This window comes from Cytobacillus sp. ABV4_503, from assembly GCF_056158445.1.
Map to the genome: position 1 here is coordinate 604,276 of NZ_JBSWTH010000001.1, position 18,092 is coordinate 622,367.

Here is an 18,092-nt window from a genome sequence, read left to right on the forward strand (position 1 = left end):
GGGTGGAGGATCATGTATGATTACATCATTATTGGCGGGGGCATTGTCGGCCTGTCGACAGGAATGGAGCTGCTGAACCGGTTTCCATCTGCAAAAGTGGCCATCCTGGAAAAAGAAAGCCATGTGGCGGCCCACCAGACGGGCCATAACAGCGGTGTCATCCATTCAGGAATTTACTATAAACCTGGCAGCTATAAAGCCAGGCTTGCCAAAAAAGGCAGTGAGTCCATGACAGATTTTTGCCGTAAGCAAGGCATTGAAGTGGATATCTGCGGAAAAGTCATTGTTGCAAGCGAAGATTTCGAGCTGCCGCTCATAGACAATTTATATCAGCGCGGGTTGGACAACGGCCTTGGCATCCGCATGATTGACCAGGCTGAACTCCATGAAATCGAGCCGCATGTGAACGGAAAAAAGGCCATACATGTGCCAATGGCTGGCATTGTCAACTATAAGCAGGTTTCGGAAAAAATGGCTGAAATCATTACAGCAAAAGGCGGGGACATCCTGCTGAATCATAAAGTATCAGCCATTGACGAAACGGCTCAGGAAGTGGTTGTCCAGACCAGCAGGGGAGAGGTAAGGGGAGCTTACTATGTAAACTGCGGCGGCCTGCAGTCAGACCGGATCGCCAAGCTTGCCGGATTGAAAACGGATGTCAAGATTGTGCCATTCAGGGGAGAGTATTATATGCTCAAACCGGAGAAAAGCAGCCTCGTCAAAAATCTTATCTACCCTGTGCCAAATCCCAACTTCCCGTTCCTTGGGGTCCATTTTACCCGCATGATTAACGGAGCCATTGATGTTGGCCCAAATGCCGTTCTAAGCTTTAAGCGGGAGGGCTATAAGAAAACAGACCTGAATGTGGCAGACCTTATGGAGGTTGTCGCCTATAAAGGATTTTGGAAGCTCGCAAAGAAATATATGAAAGAGGGAGTGGAAGAGATGATCCGCTCAGCATCCAAGGAGCTCTTCATGAAAAATGTTCAGAAGCTTATGCCGGACATCCAGAAGGATGATATTGTTCCAGGTCCGGCCGGTGTCAGAGCGCAAGCCTTGAAGGACGATGGCTCATTAGTCGATGACTTTTTCATTGTGCCGAGCAAACGCTCCATTCATGTTTTAAATGCACCATCTCCGGCCGCGACGGCATCCATTGAAATTGGGAAAGAAATCGTCAGGAAGATGGATGGAATGTTTAAGATGGAATCAGCTGTTTAAACAATTGGAGAATAATTCAAAATCCCCTGAACCATAATATGGAAGAAAGGGGATTTTTACATGAAAGCAACTACAGCGATCAGGCTGCTTCATTTGGTCATTCCTTGGCTGACCATATTTTTTTTGCCTAAAAAGTCATTCAATAAATTTTCCACCGTCTCGGTTTTTGCTGGAATTTTAGTGTTCATTATGAGCATCCTGGCCATTCCTTTTAAATGGTGGACAGTAGAGGGCGGACACTTCAAGAAATTGCTCAATGATTTAACCTTCATACTTGGCCCGTTTTTTATAGGTACCTTATGGATCTTTCATTTTACCTTTGGAAACTTTAAGCGTTATCTGGCTGTCAACGCTATCATGGACTTTCTATTCGCCTATCCGCTTAATTATTTGTATGAAAAATTTAACTTATATAAGCTAGTCAAATTTAAGCCCATCTATATTTTCCTGTTCTTCACCACCTACGCATGGATTATTTATGGATATCAGGAATTCTTCCATCGGAATAACCGGTAAGTAAAAAGCCATTCCATCAAGGAACGGCTTTTCTCGTTAAAGAAGAAATTATGAACGTTAAAAAATGTCTAGTGCTAGCAGCCTACCCCCTCGAGGTGTCGGGGTGAGGTCAGGCGCTTACACTTTTCTCGTTAACACTCACCATTATGGCACTCGACTCCAATCACCCGAAAGCCATTTGCGTCCAGTTCTTTCTTAATTTTATCCAGGATTTCCTCTGTTGTATCCTTCGGCAATGTAAAAAGAATACGGCGGATCAGGCTGACATGAAAGCTGGATGAGTCCAAGGAGATGACTCCCTGGATATCGCTATACTTACTGATAATGCTGCTTATCTTTTTCAGTGTTCCCTGAGTGCCATAGCTTCCTACAGTCAGCGTATAGCTTCCTCGGTTCAGCCCCCACGCTTCCTCCAGCAGTTCCAGTACGGCCGCATGTGTCAGCAATCCGACAAACTGCCCATGGTCATTTTCAACCGGCAGATAAGGATATCTCTTCAGAGTGAAAAAGGCTTTCATGAAAGAGTCATCCTCATCAATAACGGTTTGCTGATCTTTAGCCAGAGCCGTAATCGGTTCATCCATAGAATGATTTTCCTTATATTCTAAAATATCAACCTTATAGATGTTACCGGCAAACTTTGTATGTGTGGCATCCAGAATAGGGACACAGCGGTAACCAGTTTCATTTAAAAACTGCAGCGCCTGTTCCAAATTAAAGGTTTCATCACAAAACCGAACATCTTTTTTCTCCACCATCTGATGTCGAATCAGCATACCAGCATCCTCCTTTACCCCTAACCTTCTCTATTCTATGCCGGTGCCTTTTCGGCAATGATAAGAAATTAAGTGAATCCCCCTGCGAAAACTTGTAAAATAAGAAAAAGCCATCATCATGAAAGGTGCTGAGATAACTTGGAAAGCATTACAATTGTATCGCTGCTGGATGTGATTGGAGAGCTGTTTTCCGATGAAATATCCATAGCGGTTTCCAATACGAGTGAATATATCTATTACCGGCCGAGCAAGCGCATCGATTTAAAGATCAGGCCGGGTGACATGGTAAAAGAAGGAACGATCGCCTATAAGGCTTTAGGGACACAGCAAAGAGTGTCGGAGTTTATTGACCGCGATGTATTTGGTGTTCCATATCACGGCATGGCCGTGCCATTTTTGCATGAAGGAAAGCTTGAAGGCTGCGTAACCGCCATTTTTCCGGCTTTGACGGACGGCAAATCGGTTGTGACAATGAAAACTAATGATGGCTGGATTCCAATTCCTTTTTCCGAGGTTGTCTGCCTTGAGGCAAAGGATAAGAAGACCTATGTACATACTGACGGCCATTCAGGCACCCATAAATACTCGCTTCAGGATTTTGAGTATTCGCTGCCGAAGGACAGTTTTATCCGCTGCCACCGCTCATTCATTGTAAATGTCAATCATATCAAGGAAATCTTTCCTGACACGCATTCCACCTTTCTCCTCGTCATGAAAAATGGGGACCGGGTGCCTGTCAGCCAGTCTTACTCCAGCTATTTCCGCAAATTGCTCGGTTTTTAGAAAATTCTTTCTGTTTCAGCTTTGTAATTTGCTGTTTTATCGGAATTTTCCGTAATATGATCGGAAAAGTCCTGGCTCCCTCTTTATCCGGGTAAAATGATTTTATATATCATAATGGAGGGGATGAGCAATATGGAGAAAAATTTAGAACGGATTCGCGACAGCCGCCTGCATGACCGGGTAGTTACACCTGAAGAGGCAGCCTCCTGGATTCAGGACGGCATGACTCTGGGGCTAAGCGGCTTTACACGTGCGGGTGATGTGAAAGCGGTACCATTTGCACTGGCTGACCGTGCCAGGCATGAGAGTTTTAAAGTGAATGTGTATACTGGTGCTTCTTTGGGATCTGATGTGGACAAGCTTTTTGCGGAAGCGGGAATTTTGGGGAAAAGGCTGCCATTTCAGGCCGATCCGACCATGAGGAAAGGGATTAACCAGGGGGATTTCTTATTTGTCGATCAGCATTTGTCACATACGGCAGAGCTTGTACGCGCCAATGTCATGGATCCTATTGATTTCGCTATTTTGGAAGCGGTTTCTATTACGGAGGATGGGCTGATCATTCCGTCTACTTCAATCGGAAACTCGCTGTCTTTCGCAGAGAATGCCAAACACATTATTATCGAAATCAATCTTGCCCAATCCACACAGCTGGAAGGTTTGCATGATTTATATGAACCTGGCAGACAGGGGGAACGGAATCCGATTCCGCTGACGAAAGCCGACGACCGTATCGGCACTCCTGGAATTAAGGTGGATTTGGATAAGGTGAAGGGCATCGTATTCACGAATCAGCAGGACTCTCCTTCGACAATCGTGCCGCCGGATGAAGACACCGCCATTATGGCACAGCATCTGCTTCAGTTTCTACGCGGGGAAATTGCAGCAGGCAGGCTGACAAATAGCCTTGCACCGCTGCAGTCGGGCATTGGTTCGGTGGCAAATGCTGTGCTTCATGGGATGCTTGATTCTGAGTTTGAGAATCTGGAAGTCTATTCAGAAGTGCTGCAGGATGCGGTATTTGATTTGATGGATGCCGGAAAGGTGAACTTTGCATCCTGCTGTTCTATCACTTTATCAGATGAAAAAATGAAAGAGGTTTTCACGAATTTTGACCGGTACAGGGACCGTTTAATCATGCGTCCGCAGGAGATTTCCAACCACCCTGAAATCATCCGCCGCCTTGGCCTGATTTCGATTAATACAGCCTTGGAGCTTGATATCTATGGAAATGTGAACTCCACCCATGTCCTTGGAACGAAAATGATGAACGGGATCGGCGGTTCTGGCGATTTTGCCAGAAATGCTCGCCTGGCGATCTTCGTGACGAAGTCCATTGCCAAAGACGGCAAGATTTCAAGCATCGTCCCATTCGTCTCCCATGTCGACCACACCGAGCATGATGTCGATGTCATTGTGACAGAACAGGGCTATGCAGACCTGCGCGGGCTGGCTCCAAGACAGCGCGTCGAACGGATCATCGAAAATTGTGCACACCCGCTGTACCGTGACCAGCTTCGCGAATATTACCGGGAAGCCCTCACAAGAGGCGGCCAGACTCCGCACGTACTGGAAAAAGCCCTCTCCTGGCATACAGACTTCTCCAATAATGGTACCATGCTGAAAGAAACTGCGGCAGCAGCTCTGCAGTGGAATTTCTGTTAAAACTTATGGTGCCAGGCACCTATACCACTTCATCCAACTGGTATAGGTGCCTGGCACTTTTAATGTTACAATGATAGCTATACTAAACAAAATGATTGGGTGGAATTATGAGTAAAGCTATCAAATTAGTTGCGGCTTCTAAATATAAGAATGGCTTTAAGGATGGCTATCCGCTGGTAACAGAGGAATCGGTGCAGCGGATTCCGAAGGGGATCGAAGAGGGTGCAATCATTGTACTGACTGATGAGAGCGGGCAGTTTATCGGCAAAGGGTATTATGGAAAGCAGAATAAAGGCAGAGGCTGGATTCTTTCGCGTAATTCTCAGGAAATCTTCAATGAAGCTTTTTTTGCGACGAAATTTAAAGAAGCTTTAAAAAGGCGGGAAGCTCTACTCCGTGATCCTGAAACAACCGCTTTTCGGGTTTTCAATGGAGAAGGAGATGGAATCGGGGGCATCACGATTGATTATTACGATGGTTTTTACGTGATCAGCTGGTACAGTCAGGGAATTTATACCTTCAGGAACGCGGTGATTCAGGCATTGATGAACAATGCTGATGTTAAGGGCCTGTATGAAAAGAAGCGGTTTGCTGTAAAAGGCACTTATATAGAGGATGATGATTTTGCAGCAGGAGAACGGGCATCTTTTCCGCTGATGGTGAAGGAGAATGGTATCAGCTTTCCCATTTATTTGAATGATGGCGCTATGGTAGGGGTATTCCTTGACCAGAGGCATGTCCGGAAGACAATCAGGGACAAGTATGCGGAAGGAAAAACGGTCCTGAACACGTTCTCCTATACGGGCGCTTTTTCAGCGGCTGCCGCATTAGGGGGAGCAGTGAAAACAACCAGTGTCGACCTTGCCAACCGCAGCAAAAGCAAAACCATCGAAATGTTCAGCGTAAATGGCATTGATTTTGAGGCTCAGGATATCATTGTGGAAGATGTGTTCAACTACTTCAAATACGCTGTTCGGAAGAAGCTGAAATTTGATATGGTCATCCTGGACCCTCCAAGCTTTGCCCGTTCCAAAAAGCATACATTCAGCGCCAGAAAAGATTACCCGGATCTGCTCGCCCAGGCCATTCAGATCACAGAAAAAAACGGAATCATTGTGGCATCATCAAACTGCAGCACATTCAACATGAAAAAATTTAAAGACTTTATCAAAAAAGCGTTCGCACAAACAGGGGACCGCTACAAAATCCTTGAGGAATTCACCCTTCCTGAAGACTTCCGCACCATTAAGGAATTCAAAGAAGGAGACTATCTTAAAGTAGCATTCATACAGAAGCTGTAAAAATGGGTGACAGGTACCTATACCACTTCGGCCAACTGGTATAGGTGCCTGTCACCTTTTTATTCATATTTAGCCCGCAGTTCCTTCATCTCTTCCACCAGATTCTTCCCGATTTCCTGTGAAAAGTCTTCATAGACCGGATCCAGCTTAGCCTGCCATTCCTGTTTTTCTAAAGCTGTGAGCTCATGAATCTGAATGGAGGAATTCTGTCTGATTTTTTCAAGCAGTTCTTCGTTCATTTCAAAAGCCATCCGGCTGTTCCATGCGGTTGTTTCATCCAAAGCCTCGAGCAGAATCTTCTTTGTTCCCTCACTCTGCTCATTCCAGACCTTCTCGCTCATCATCACCGCATATCCAAGATAGCCATGATTGCTGATTGTCATATGCTTTTGCAGGTTATAAAATTTCTTTGAGTAGATATTGGAAATGGTATTTTCTTCTCCATCCACATCGCCTTCTTCAAGAAGCTTGTAAGTGGAATTGAATGAATCCTGAATAGCCTTTGCCTTCAGGCGGCTGAATTGGGCCGATATCACATCACTTTGCATGATACGGAAGGATTGCCCTTTCAGATCCTCTGGTTTTTGGATAGGACCCTGATTGGAAGTAATCTGCTTAAATCCATTGGGCCAGTGGGCAAGCCCTTTAATGCCGTCGCTCTGCAGGGATCTCAGCAGCTGCTGGCCGATATCCCCGTTCAGTCCTTCAAGCGCAGCTTCACGCGTAGGGAAGGCAAAAGGCAGATCCAGTACTCCCCATTGCGGTGAAAGCATGCCCAGCTTGGAAGTGGAGGGGGCAATAAAGTGAACCTGGCCTTCTTTAAGAGCATTTATTTCTTCTATATCAGAATAGAGACTGCCATTTGGAAACACTTCAATTTTAATATGACCATTCGACTTTTCGGCGACGAGCTCTGCAAACCTTTGGGCGGCAAGGCCCTTCGGAGTATTTTCAGCCACCACATGGCTGAACTTGAAGACAATTTGATCCTTAAGCCCTTCCTGGTCATCATCGTAAGGAATCGCATCCCGCGGAAAAAAGCTTTGATAGCCAAAGAAGGCTGCCAGCAGCAATACCATACTGGCAAGGAGAATATAGCCTGCGGCGCTTTTCATTTGAATCCTCCTTTTTAAAACTATTAATGTTATCATACTTACAAGAATTCTATCCGTAAAGACAGAAGGGAGGGTCCCTTGTGAATCAGATGCCCATCCGCTGGAAGATTACCATCCTGTCTTATGCAGTCGTTATTTTTTCTTTATTGATTGGCGGAATGGTGGTTATTGCAAACATCCAGGAGCAGGAAGAAAAAGAACTGAGGATACGCTCGATGAATACAGCCAGAACGGTGGCAGAGCTGTCAGATGTGAAAAAAGGAATCCTGCAGCCGCAGGGCTGGAAGACGGTTAATAAAGTAGCAGAGGAAATCAGGATCATTAATGAAACAGACTATATCGTGATCATGAATATGGAGCGTATCCGCTATTCCCATCCGGTCAGGGAACTGATCGGCCAGCCATCTGCAGGTGAGGATGAGAAACCGGCTTTTGCCGAGCATATTTATTTTTCCAAGGCAGAGGGAGACGTCGGTACCTTTATCCGCGCATTCATCCCGATTAAAGATGAAAGCCTCAATCAAATCGGTGTGGTCGTTGTCGGCAATAAGATTCCTTCGATTACGGAGATTATCGCTGATCTGGCCGACGAAATCAGCATTATTGTCCTGCTGACGCTCATATTTGGACTGATCGGCTCTTTGATGCTTGCCAATCATATTAAAAAGCAGATGTTCCAGCTGGAGCCCCATGAAATCAAACGGATGCTGGAGGAAAGGACAGCCACCTTTCATTCGATCAATGAAGGCGTAATCGCGATTGATAACCAGGAAAACATTACGATTTTCAATGAGAAGGCAAAGAAAATTTTTAATGTGTCCGGCAAAGTCGCAGGCAAGAATATTAGGGCTGTGCTAAAAGATACCAGGCTTCCCGAGATTGTAGAAAGTAATCGTGCTGTCTATAATGAACAAATCATTGTAAGCGGCAAGGTCATTTTAAGCACCAGAATTCCTATCTGGAAAGACAATGAAATGATCGGAGCTGTAGCTATTTTCCAGGACCGCACGGAAGTGACGAAGCTGGCCGAAGAGCTGACAGGTGTAAAAAGCTTTGTTGAGGCACTGAGGGTGCAGAACCATGAGCACATGAACAAGCTTCACACCATTGCAGGATTGATCCAGCTCGGGAAAGCAGACAAAGCACTAAAGCTGACCTTCGATGCGTCTGAAGAGCAGGAAAACCTCTCGAATTTTCTCAGCGATAAAATCAGGAACGATGCCATTGCAGGGTTATTATTAAGCAAAGTGCGGCGCGGCAAGGAATTGGGCATCACAGTAGTCATCGACCCAAACAGCAATCTGGAGGAGTTTCCTAACCGCCTGGATCACCATGACTTTGTTTTGCTGCTGGGCAATCTGATTGAGAATGCTTTCGGGGCTTTTGAGCATAGTGAACGTGAAGAGCGAAAAATAGATATCAGCATTGAACAGACGGAGGAGATTTGTGCGGTGCTGGTGGAGGATAACGGCAGCGGGATAGAGGAAGCAATTTTGCCAAAGTTGTATGAAAAAGGATTTACCGCCAATAAATCAGGCGGGACAGGCTATGGGCTTTACCTTGTTAAACAAATTACGGAAAAAGGCGGAGGGGCGATCGAGGTTTCAACAAGCAGAGATGAAGGAACTTCATTTACAATTGTTTTTCCGATGGAAGCGGAGGGAGAATCAGATGGCGGTTAAAGAAGAAATCAGTGTGCTGCTGATTGAAGATGATCCAATGGTCCAGGAAGTGAATAAAGAATTCATTGCAAGTGTGGAAGGATTTAAGATCATCGCGGCAGCAGGAAATGGGGAGGAAGGCATCAGCCTTGCGAAAAAGCTGCAGCCTGATCTGGTGATTTTAGATATTTTTATGCCGAAAAAAGATGGCATTCAAACCCTGCAGGAATTCAGAAAGCAGCACCTCGATTCTGATGTCATTGTCGTTTCCGCAGCAAAGGATAAGGAAACCATCAAGCTGATGCTTCAAAACGGTGCCAGGGATTATATTATCAAACCCTTTAAGCTAAATAGGATCCAGCAGGCTCTTGAAAAATACCGCCATTACAGGGAGAGCCTGAAGGAATCAGGCACGCTGTCACAGGAGCAGCTCGATGCCCTGATTTATGCCAGGCAGGCGAAGAAAGAAGCAAACAATCTGCCAAAAGGGCTGAATGAATTCACCTTGAATGAAATTACCGCATTTATGCAGCAGCAAACCGAACCCCGATCTGCTGAAGAGGTCGCCAACGGCATCGGCATTGCCAGAGTAACCGCCCGCAGGTATCTCGATTACCTAGAAAAAAGCGGAACGATCCGGCTGGATGTGCAGTACGGGGGAGTGGGCAGGCCTGTCAATCGGTATGTCATAGTTTAGTTATCATATTCCGAGACCAAAATGAACAAAACATCCGTTATGACCATAAACTTCTCGCTTTTATCTGAAAACGCTATCATTTCTAATAGAATGAATAGTTAGAAAAAAAGGAGATGAGATAAAAGTGAAGAAGCAGCGGATTTATAAAAATTTAACCTTTCAGGTGTTAACGGCTATTTTTATTGGTGTTATGGTCGGTCTAATTTGGCCGGAAGTCGGAAAAGAGATGAAGCCGGTCGGCGATACCTTCATCAACGCAGTCAAAATGGTCATCGCCCCGATTATTTTCCTGACCATCGTCCTTGGAATCGCCAAAATGGGTGATATGAAAAAAGTCGGCAAGGTTGGCGGCAAAGCGTTCATCTATTTTGAGGTTGTTACAACACTTGCTTTAATGATCGGTCTGATCGTCGTTAATGTCATTAAACCAGGTGCAGGCCTGAACTTTAATGAATTGGAAAAAGGAGATGTTTCACAGTATACAGCCAATGGGGGAGAGGGCATCAATTGGATTGAGTTTGTAACACATATTGTTCCTTCCAACATGGTGGATGCCTTTGCAAAAGGGGATATCCTGCAGGTATTATTCTTCTCTATTTTATTTGGTGTCGGTTTGGCTGCTCTTGGTGAAAAGGGCAAAATCGTCATTGAATTTTTGGATAAGCTATCATTAGTCTTCTTTAAAATCATCGGCTATGTCATGAAGGCAGCCCCGCTTGGAGCATTTGGAGCCATGGCCTATACAATCGGGCATTTCGGACTGGCATCACTTGTTCCGCTTGGCAAACTGATGATTTCCGTGTACGTGACGATGTTCTTATTTATCTTTGTTGTTTTAAATATTATCTGTAAAATGTACGGATTCAGCTTATGGAATTATCTGAAGTTCATCAAAGATGAAATATTAATCGTATTAGGCACAAGTTCATCAGAATCAGTTCTTCCGAGAATGATGGATAAAATGGAGCGCATCGGCTGCTCCAAATCGGTTGTGGGTCTGGTCATTCCAACTGGGTATTCCTTTAACCTGGACGGTACATCCATCTATCTGTCCATGGCGGTTGTCTTCCTTGCACAGGTATTCGGGGTGGATCTGACAATCGGCCAGCAGGTTACCATTTTATTAGTACTCATGCTGACTTCAAAAGGTGCCGCGGGTGTAACAGGCAGCGGATTTATCGTATTGGCATCGACGCTTGCCGCCCTGCAGGTTATTCCTCTTGAAGGATTGGCGCTTCTTCTTGGCGTAGACCGCTTCATGAGTGAAGGAAGAGCGATCGTGAACCTGATCGGAAACGGTATCGCAACGATGGTTGTAGCAAAGAGCGAAAATGAATTTGATGAAACTAAGTCTAAGAGAGCCATTAATGAAATGAAATTAATGAAGCAGGAGCAGCAAAAACAGGCTGTATAAAAGGTAAAGGCCATTTCCAACAAGGGAATGGCCTTATTCATATTGTCGAAAAACCTTCCTAAACTGACGACAATTCCTGCACCTATTTCCCGGGAAAAAATCAAGTATAAGAAGGATTGTCTGCCTTTTTAATCAAACGTTTGATTGAATAGTAAATTGTTGAATTACCGCGAAAAACAGACAAAATTTAGAAAGTTATAAAAAATTTATGATATGATTATTCTTAAAAAAGTGACAGGCACCTATACCACTTAAGCTAACTGGTATAGGTGCCTGTCACCGGAAAGAAGGTTCACATCGTGAAGCGCCTTAAGGTTCATTATGCGTGGATTATTTTAATATTGACGTTCTTGGCGTTGCTGGCTGCACAGGGTGTACGTTTGTCGTTCGGGGCGTTCATGGCGCCATGGGAGCATGAGTTTTCCGCGAATCGCAGTGTTATATCCTTCATTGCCTTCGTCAGCTATATTGTTTTTGCCATTTCACAGCCGTATGTTGGCAGGCTGATTGATAAATATGGCATCCGCTATATTCTTTCCTGCAGCATTTTGGTGATCGGTTTTTCAACACTTCTCACCTTTTTCACCACTAATGCAGTCCAGCTGATTATCATCTATGGTGTAATCGCCTCGGTTGGTTTTGGCGGTGCATCCAATGTAGCGGGAACGATGGCGGTGGCGACCTGGTTTGCCGACAAAAAAGGAATGGCCATGGGACTGATGTCTGCGGGCACAGCCGCAGGACAGCTTATTCTTGTCCCGCTGTCCTTATTCCTGATTGACCAGCTAGGCTGGAAGACAACCGTTCTTGTGCTCGGGTGCTTTTTGATTGTATTCATTTTTCCGCTTCTTCTGCTCTTTATCCGTTCGAATCCTGCTGATCTGCATATCGAGGCTTATGGAGCGAAAGTGAGTGATAATGTTAAGGGAAGGCAAGGAAAAAAGGAAGCCCCAAAAGGAACGCTATCTATATTCCAGCTCTTAAAGCGAAAAGAATTCCTGTATCTCATGCTCCCGTTTTTCGTGTGCGGTGTCACCACTACAGGCCTGATGGATACGCATCTTATTCCCTTTGCCCAGTATTGCGGATTTACGCCTGGTGTTACCGGAGCCGCTGTCAGTCTGCTGGCCGGCTTTAATATTCTCGGCACAGTCGTATCCGGTTTTCTCGCAGATAGGTGGAATTGCAGAAGGATCCTTGCCTTTCTCTACGGAGTGCGGGCCCTGACAATTGTTCTTCTGCTCATCATAGTAAATGATGCTACCATGTTTGGGTTTTTCGTCACTCAATCCCATTTGTTGATTCTGTTTGCCATCAGCTTTGGAATTGTCAATTTTGCAACTGTCGCACCGACCATGAAACTGGCTGCGGAATATTTCAGGCATCTATCCGCCGGAGCAGTGATTGGCTGGATCTATTTGAGCCATCAGCTGGGTTCTGCTCTCGGTTCCTTCGTCCCTGGTGTAATATTTGATCTGACAGGGAGCTATGACAGTTCTTTCATTGCTTCTATCGTACTTCTTGTTCTGGCATCCGCCTTAAGCATAATGCTTCCAAGGCCAGGGGCAGACTATCAGTATGCGAACAGCAGGGAATTAACGGAAAATAGTTAGGAGCTTAGAATCGACACTTTATTTTCCATCAGTTAAAATAATTATTATGAAATAAAAGTTCGGGTTAGGGGAGTCGGGCATGCATCGTAATCATGATCTATATCAATTTTTTCTGGAGAAAACATGGAACTTAACAGAAGAATGGTATAAAAATGTGAACAAAGAAGAAAGCGGCGGGATTTATACCTCGGAAGACCCCGCTGTCATTGAAAGCGTAAAAAAGCAAAATTACGAATTTCACAAGCAGTTCTCCGATGTCTTCCATAAAGAAGAAAAAGCGTTCTTTCATGATTTGGAAAGCTGGATTGTTAAAGTGGCGCAGGATGATGAACACCTCCGCACGCCATTAGAGATGATCCTGCAGGAGTTCTTTAACACCCAGGAACAGTATTTGAACCTGCTTGAGCAGTTCGTTGAATCCAGCCAGGGCCAATATGATGAAAAACAAATTGCACTATGGCGCAGGATCATTATTAGAACCATTGGTGAAGTGGTTACCTGGTTCACGGAAGAGTATAATAATCATTCCCAAAAGAGGCTGCAGGCTCAGCAGGCTTTAATCCTTGAACTCAGTTCCCCGGTCATTTCTTTAACAGAAGATATCGCACTACTGCCGCTTGTCGGGGATATTGATACGGCACGTGCAAAAAGCATGCTTGAAAATACACTTCAGCAATGCAATAAATTAGGCGTCAACCAGCTGTTCCTTGACCTTTCAGGAGTAGTCATGATTGATACCATGGTAGCCCATCAGCTATTCCAGCTGATAGAAGCGCTAAGCCTGATCGGCGTAAAGACCACAATCTCCGGCTTAAGACCGGAAATTGCCCAGACCGCAGTCCAGCTCGGTTTGTCATTTGATCACGTCAGCATCAAATCCACGCTATCCAGTGCCATTAAATCAGCCAACATAATTGCAGGATAATAAAAAACACGATGAAGAGTGCCTTCATCGTGTTTTCTCGTCTATTCCAATCCTTTGATATTCATTTCCTTTACAGGCAGGAATGCCTCACCTGTATCCAGATAGTTCACGTCCACCTGATCGCCTTCCTGCAGATAGATGGCCATCGGGACGGTTTCAGATGAAACCACATAGCTCTGGCGGTTATCCAGCAGGAATGATACGACTGTGAATTCACCGGATTTCTCCTTGTACACCCGAAGAACAGTGCCGCTAATCTGTTTTTCCTCTGCTTTCGAGCTTCCGTCTACAGTGCCTCCTCCTCGCTGCAATGCGGTTTTATATAGACGCAATGCTTCATTTGGCGTCGTCCCGTAAGCAGATATTTCCGGATTGGCAGCTGATACAATAAAGTAGTTCTGCAGGAATCCATTTGCATCAAGCACAGGCGTCAGCCAGCTCGCTTCACCGTAAAAGTTATACAGAACAGGCATTTCGCCGCTCCATTTCTTCTCGATGAATTTCTTCTCGATAATCTGGAGGGCACCTTGCGAATCCATATAAGATTCCTCAAGGCTGCCTGTAAAGAAGGTCGCTTCGCCTGTCCTTGAATTTGTCAGAGAATAGCCAAGCATCGAATCGACGCCTTCTTTTGGACTTGTAAAATCAGTAAAGTAGTACATGTCGCCATTTTCATCAAAAATCGGACTCACATTGGCTTCCGTTCCTTCATCCGATGGAAGCCTTACATCTGACTTTCCGAATTTACTGTTCCAGAAGCCATGGACATAATTCCCGAAATAGCTGTTCTGCAGACTGACCGTTTCAGGAGATACAGCTCCATCAATAAAGGCCGGCACATCGGCAAGTTTATAGGACTTCGTCTGTCCGTTAAGCGGGTCAACCATGACCACCCCTTGAACATCAAAGCCATTTCTCGCCGAAATAAACTCTCCATATGAACGAATATAAAACGGCTTTCCGTCGTCATCCACTTCCAGCTGCACATCTCCATAAAAAATGGCCTGCGGATACTGCATCCGGATATGGCGCTCAATATTTTTATTAAAATAAGAGGATGGTGTATACACCATATCGCTTTTCACAAACTTTGGATTAGCTGAGGAATCAGTCGCGCTGATTGTAAAATAGCCAGGTGTTTTATCTCCATTCCACCATTTGAAAAAGCCCGAAAACTCTACAGGCGCAATATAAACATATTCTCCATTGACTTTCTGGATCTGCAGGCTGCCAAGTTCATAATAGCTCGTGTTCGGAACCTGCCCGAAAGCCTTCCTCATCTTATTGCGCGCAAACTGCGGCGGCACGCTCGCCGGTGTTTCTTTTTCATCAAACGTCTCAATCTCCGTTTTTTCATTCATTTTGGCACTTTCATATTTATCATCTGCATTGAATAGAAAAGCTGTCAGAAAGAAAATCCCTGCAATCAGACTGACGGCAAACACACCCGTTTTGATCATTCGTTCCCTGCCTGTCGCGAGAACAGCTCCAATTAATGCTGCGATAACTGCAAACAGCCACAGGCTGGTCAAGTTACGGTCCAGATTGGTGAAGTAATACACGGCAAAAACAAGCAGCACAGAAACGGCGGCTGTGCCGGCCATGATCCCCGTCCCCAGCTTCCTGCCTTCCTTTTCCTTTTTCTTAGCCTTCGCTTTATAGCTGAACGGAATCAGCAGGATAGAAATCGCCAGTCCGGCAATCAGTGAAAAAATAAAAATATTTCCCATAAGAATCTCTCCTAAAATAAGTTCGTTACTATTTAATACGGGCGGCAGATAAAAAAGTTTCATAAAGCAGATCCTCGTTTCGTACAACGTAATGTAATAGAAAGAATCTTGTGCATCCAAGGTGCATACCCGTTAAAGAACAGGATTTTTCCGCCTTAAGCCAGAATAGGATTAGCATTCCATTGTTAAGGAGATTTTTTATGATCAAATATGAATTTGCCATACCGGATAAGAATCAATTATTTCAGTTATATGAAAATGACGGCTGGAATAAATTTTTGAAGCTGCCGAAAGAAAAACTGCATAAGGCGATGGAGCAGAGCTGGCTTGTGATCAGTGCCTATGATGGAGAGTGCCTGATCGGGACAGGGCGCATTATTTCAGACGGTGTGATTAATGCCTATCTTTGCGGATTAATCGTTGATCCAGATTATCGCAGCCAGGGCATCGGCAAGGAAATGGTGCGAAGGCTGGCAGCAGAGTGCGCTAAGGCACTGCTGCATTTACAATTGCTGGCCGAGGAAGAGAAAGCCGGGTATTATGAAAAGCTGGACTTTGAGGTTTTTACATTGGGTTTAAAGTATAGGTCTTCAGACTAAAGTTGTAGCCGGTTTCAGCCGGAACGGCGATTTAGCGAAATGTTTCCAGCATTAAAATGGCTAATATAACCAGTATTAGAAATGGAGGAAACACTTATGGAAAAATATATATGCAAAACGTGCGGAACGCAATTTCCGCCATCGGCCCATCAGCCTGAGAGCTGCCCAATCTGCATGGAAGAACGCCAGTACGTTGGACCCCGCGGCCAGGAATGGACAACATTACATGAAATGACGGAAAGCCAAATTTATACTAATGAAATAAAACAGGAGGAGTCCAATCTTTACAGCTTGAAAACAGCTCCGGAGTTTGCCATCGGCCAGACAGCCTATCTCGTTCAGCATAATGGATTTAATCTGATGTGGGACTGCATTACCTATCTTGATGAGCACACGATTGAAACCATAAAAGAACTAGGCGGAATGGACGCGATCGCATTGTCCCATCCACATTATTATTCAGCTCAGGCGGAATGGGCGGAAACATTCAATGTGCCGATCTATATACATGAAGACGACAGGGAATGGGTGATGAGGGACAGTGAACACATTATTTTCTGGAGCGGAGAATCGCTCAAACTTCATGATGGCCTGGTCATCCACCGCCTCGGCGGCCATTATAAAGGTGGTGCTGTCCTTCATTGGGAAAATGGGAATGGGGGCAAGGGCATTATGCTCACCGGCGACATCATTCAAGTTGTCGCAGACAGCGGGTGGGTCAGCTTCATATACAGCTATCCGAATCTCATCCCGCTCCCGGCTGAAACAGTAGAACGAATGGCCGGCAGAATAAAACCGCTATCATTTGACCGGATTTACAACGCATTTCACAGAGTTATAGAAAAAGAGGCTGACCTTGCAGTACAGCGGTCAGCTGAACGCTATATTAAAGCAGTCCAGGGCAAGCTTTTTCAAACCTAATAGTGGCTCTGCAAACAGATGTTTAGTAAAATAAGGTAATAGAATGGGAGGGAATACTATGTTAAAGAAGCCTGAATCCAATGAGTATGCACCCTATTATGAAAAATATGTCAGCTCAGTGCCGGCTGGGGATCTGCTGCAGACCCTCGATGAGCAAATAAAGGAAACGATGAATCTGGTAAAAGACCTGAATGAAGATCAGGCTCATTTCCGTTATGCCCCGGAAAAATGGACAGTTAAAGAAGTCATCGGCCATATCACAGATACCGAACGCATCATGAGCTACCGCCTGCTTTGCATTGGCAGAGGGGAGATGGCCATGCTGCCGGGCTATGATGATAATGAGTATGTGAAGAATGGTCAATTCAACCGTTTCAGCATCCAGGAACTATTAGAGCAGCTGTTCTTTGTCCGCCAAAACACGATTGCTTTACTAAAAAGCCTTGATAATGAGGCACTGCTAAGGAGCGGGAATGCGAACGGCACGGAAGTAACCGCCCGTGCCATTGCCTTCATCATTGCCGGCCATGAACTTCATCACCGCACCTTAATCAAAGACAGGTATATGGGTGCAGAAAGCTTTGGTGGAACACATTGAATAAGCATGAAATAGCAAGCTGGCTGAAATCCCTTCTAATTGCCTTTGGAATCGCAATGGTGATCAGGGTCTTCCTTTTTTCACCTTACTATGTGGAAGGAGCCTCCATGGATCCAACCCTTCATGACGAGGAAAAAATATTCGTAAATAAATTTGAAGAACTGGACAGAGGCGATATTGTCATCATTAAGGGCGAAGAAAAAAATTATGTTAAAAGATTAATAGGTTTCCCCGGCGATGAATTGGAAATGAAAGATGACCATCTGTATATAAACGGCAAGCAATGGGATGAAGACTATCTCTCAGAAAATCGCGAAGCAGCAGAAGGAATTGTCAGCAGACTGACCGGTGACTTCGGCCCCCTCACTATTCCGGAAGATCACTATTTTGTGATGGGCGACAACCGCCTTGTCAGCCTGGACAGCCGAAATGGGCTCGGATTTATTGAGAAGGAACGAATCATCGGCGTCAGCGAATTTGTCTGGTATCCTTTCACAAGCATAAGAAAAGTAGATTAGCTTCAGGAGCGGCAAGCACCGCTCTTTTTAATTAGATTA

At 45.0% G+C, this 18,092-nt stretch carries 17 protein-coding genes; 14 read left to right on the forward strand and 3 right to left on the reverse strand.

Going from position 1 to position 18,092, the window contains the following annotated elements; genetic code table 11:
• Positions 1–12 precede the first annotated feature (12 nt).
• The gene (gene lhgO, locus ACXAD1_RS03115) at positions 13–1,221 is read left to right on the forward strand and encodes an L-2-hydroxyglutarate oxidase (protein WP_474909452.1); all 1,209 of its coding nucleotides are present in this window, start codon (positions 13–15) and stop codon (positions 1,219–1,221) included.
• A gap of 60 nt (positions 1,222–1,281) precedes the next feature.
• Positions 1,282–1,737 carry a hypothetical protein gene (locus tag ACXAD1_RS03120; protein WP_206841538.1) on the forward strand — a complete coding sequence of 152 codons (456 nt, stop codon included), beginning with the start codon at positions 1,282–1,284 and terminating at the stop codon, positions 1,735–1,737.
• A gap of 131 nt (positions 1,738–1,868) precedes the next feature.
• Here the strand turns inward: ACXAD1_RS03120 and cbpA are convergent, their stop codons facing one another.
• Positions 1,869–2,513, reverse strand: a complete 645-nt coding sequence (gene cbpA, locus ACXAD1_RS03125) for a cyclic di-AMP binding protein CbpA (protein WP_206841541.1) — start codon at positions 2,511–2,513, stop codon at positions 1,869–1,871.
• A 138-nt stretch (positions 2,514–2,651) separates the two neighbouring features.
• On the opposite strand from cbpA, the gene ACXAD1_RS03130 reads away from it, so the two are divergent.
• The 3 genes from ACXAD1_RS03130 to ACXAD1_RS03140 all read left to right on the forward strand — a co-directional run bounded on the left by ACXAD1_RS03130 (position 2,652) and on the right by ACXAD1_RS03140 (position 6,262).
• Positions 2,652–3,296 carry a LytTR family DNA-binding domain-containing protein gene (locus ACXAD1_RS03130; protein ID WP_474909453.1) on the forward strand — a complete coding sequence of 215 codons (645 nt, stop codon included), beginning with the start codon at positions 2,652–2,654 and terminating at the stop codon, positions 3,294–3,296.
• Positions 3,297–3,428: 132 nt separating this feature from the next.
• The gene (locus ACXAD1_RS03135) at positions 3,429–4,961 is read left to right on the forward strand and encodes an acetyl-CoA hydrolase/transferase family protein (protein WP_474909454.1); all 1,533 of its coding nucleotides are present in this window, start codon (positions 3,429–3,431) and stop codon (positions 4,959–4,961) included.
• Positions 4,962–5,068: 107 nt separating this feature from the next.
• Positions 5,069–6,262, forward strand: coding sequence for a class I SAM-dependent rRNA methyltransferase (locus ACXAD1_RS03140; protein WP_206841550.1), 1,194 nt, complete (start codon positions 5,069–5,071; stop codon positions 6,260–6,262).
• A 59-nt stretch (positions 6,263–6,321) separates the two neighbouring features.
• Here ACXAD1_RS03140 and ACXAD1_RS03145 read toward each other — a convergent pair whose 3' ends face one another.
• Positions 6,322–7,377, reverse strand: a complete 1,056-nt coding sequence (locus ACXAD1_RS03145; RefSeq protein ID WP_474909455.1) for a TRAP transporter substrate-binding protein — start codon at positions 7,375–7,377, stop codon at positions 6,322–6,324.
• An 89-nt stretch (positions 7,378–7,466) separates the two neighbouring features.
• On the opposite strand from ACXAD1_RS03145, the gene ACXAD1_RS03150 reads away from it, so the two are divergent.
• The 5 genes from ACXAD1_RS03150 to ACXAD1_RS03170 all read left to right on the forward strand — a co-directional run bounded on the left by ACXAD1_RS03150 (position 7,467) and on the right by ACXAD1_RS03170 (position 13,687).
• Entirely contained in the window at positions 7,467–9,059 is a 1,593-nt protein-coding gene (locus ACXAD1_RS03150) for an ATP-binding protein (protein ID WP_211202622.1), read from the forward strand.
• Complete coding sequence (locus tag ACXAD1_RS03155) at positions 9,049–9,735, forward strand: response regulator (protein ID WP_474909456.1); 687 nt, start codon at positions 9,049–9,051, stop codon at positions 9,733–9,735. Before ACXAD1_RS03150 ends, ACXAD1_RS03155 begins: the two co-directional genes overlap by 11 nt.
• A gap of 124 nt (positions 9,736–9,859) precedes the next feature.
• Positions 9,860–11,149, forward strand: a complete 1,290-nt coding sequence (gene dctP, locus ACXAD1_RS03160) for a C4-dicarboxylate transporter DctP (protein ID WP_474909457.1) — start codon at positions 9,860–9,862, stop codon at positions 11,147–11,149.
• 299 nt (positions 11,150–11,448) lie between these two features.
• Positions 11,449–12,762 carry an MFS transporter gene (locus ACXAD1_RS03165; protein WP_206841588.1) on the forward strand — a complete coding sequence of 438 codons (1,314 nt, stop codon included), beginning with the start codon at positions 11,449–11,451 and terminating at the stop codon, positions 12,760–12,762.
• A gap of 79 nt (positions 12,763–12,841) precedes the next feature.
• Entirely contained in the window at positions 12,842–13,687 is an 846-nt protein-coding gene (locus ACXAD1_RS03170) for an STAS domain-containing protein (RefSeq protein WP_474909458.1), read from the forward strand.
• Positions 13,688–13,728: 41 nt separating this feature from the next.
• Here the strand turns inward: ACXAD1_RS03170 and ACXAD1_RS03175 are convergent, their stop codons facing one another.
• Positions 13,729–15,417 (reverse strand): hypothetical protein, encoded by a 1,689-nt coding sequence (locus ACXAD1_RS03175; RefSeq protein WP_474909459.1) that lies wholly within the window; start codon positions 15,415–15,417, stop codon positions 13,729–13,731.
• A gap of 200 nt (positions 15,418–15,617) precedes the next feature.
• On the opposite strand from ACXAD1_RS03175, the gene ACXAD1_RS03180 reads away from it, so the two are divergent.
• The 4 genes from ACXAD1_RS03180 to lepB all read left to right on the forward strand — a co-directional run bounded on the left by ACXAD1_RS03180 (position 15,618) and on the right by lepB (position 18,053).
• The gene (locus ACXAD1_RS03180; protein WP_206841596.1) at positions 15,618–16,016 is read left to right on the forward strand and encodes a GNAT family N-acetyltransferase; all 399 of its coding nucleotides are present in this window, start codon (positions 15,618–15,620) and stop codon (positions 16,014–16,016) included.
• 96 nt (positions 16,017–16,112) lie between these two features.
• The gene (locus ACXAD1_RS03185; protein WP_474909460.1) at positions 16,113–16,937 is read left to right on the forward strand and encodes an MBL fold metallo-hydrolase; all 825 of its coding nucleotides are present in this window, start codon (positions 16,113–16,115) and stop codon (positions 16,935–16,937) included.
• Positions 16,938–16,995: 58 nt separating this feature from the next.
• Positions 16,996–17,535, forward strand: coding sequence for a DinB family protein (locus tag ACXAD1_RS03190; protein ID WP_206841599.1), 540 nt, complete (start codon positions 16,996–16,998; stop codon positions 17,533–17,535).
• Positions 17,532–18,053 (forward strand): signal peptidase I, encoded by a 522-nt coding sequence (lepB, locus tag ACXAD1_RS03195; RefSeq protein ID WP_206841603.1) that lies wholly within the window; start codon positions 17,532–17,534, stop codon positions 18,051–18,053. Before ACXAD1_RS03190 ends, lepB begins: the two co-directional genes overlap by 4 nt.
• The last annotated feature ends 39 nt before the right edge of the window (positions 18,054–18,092 follow it).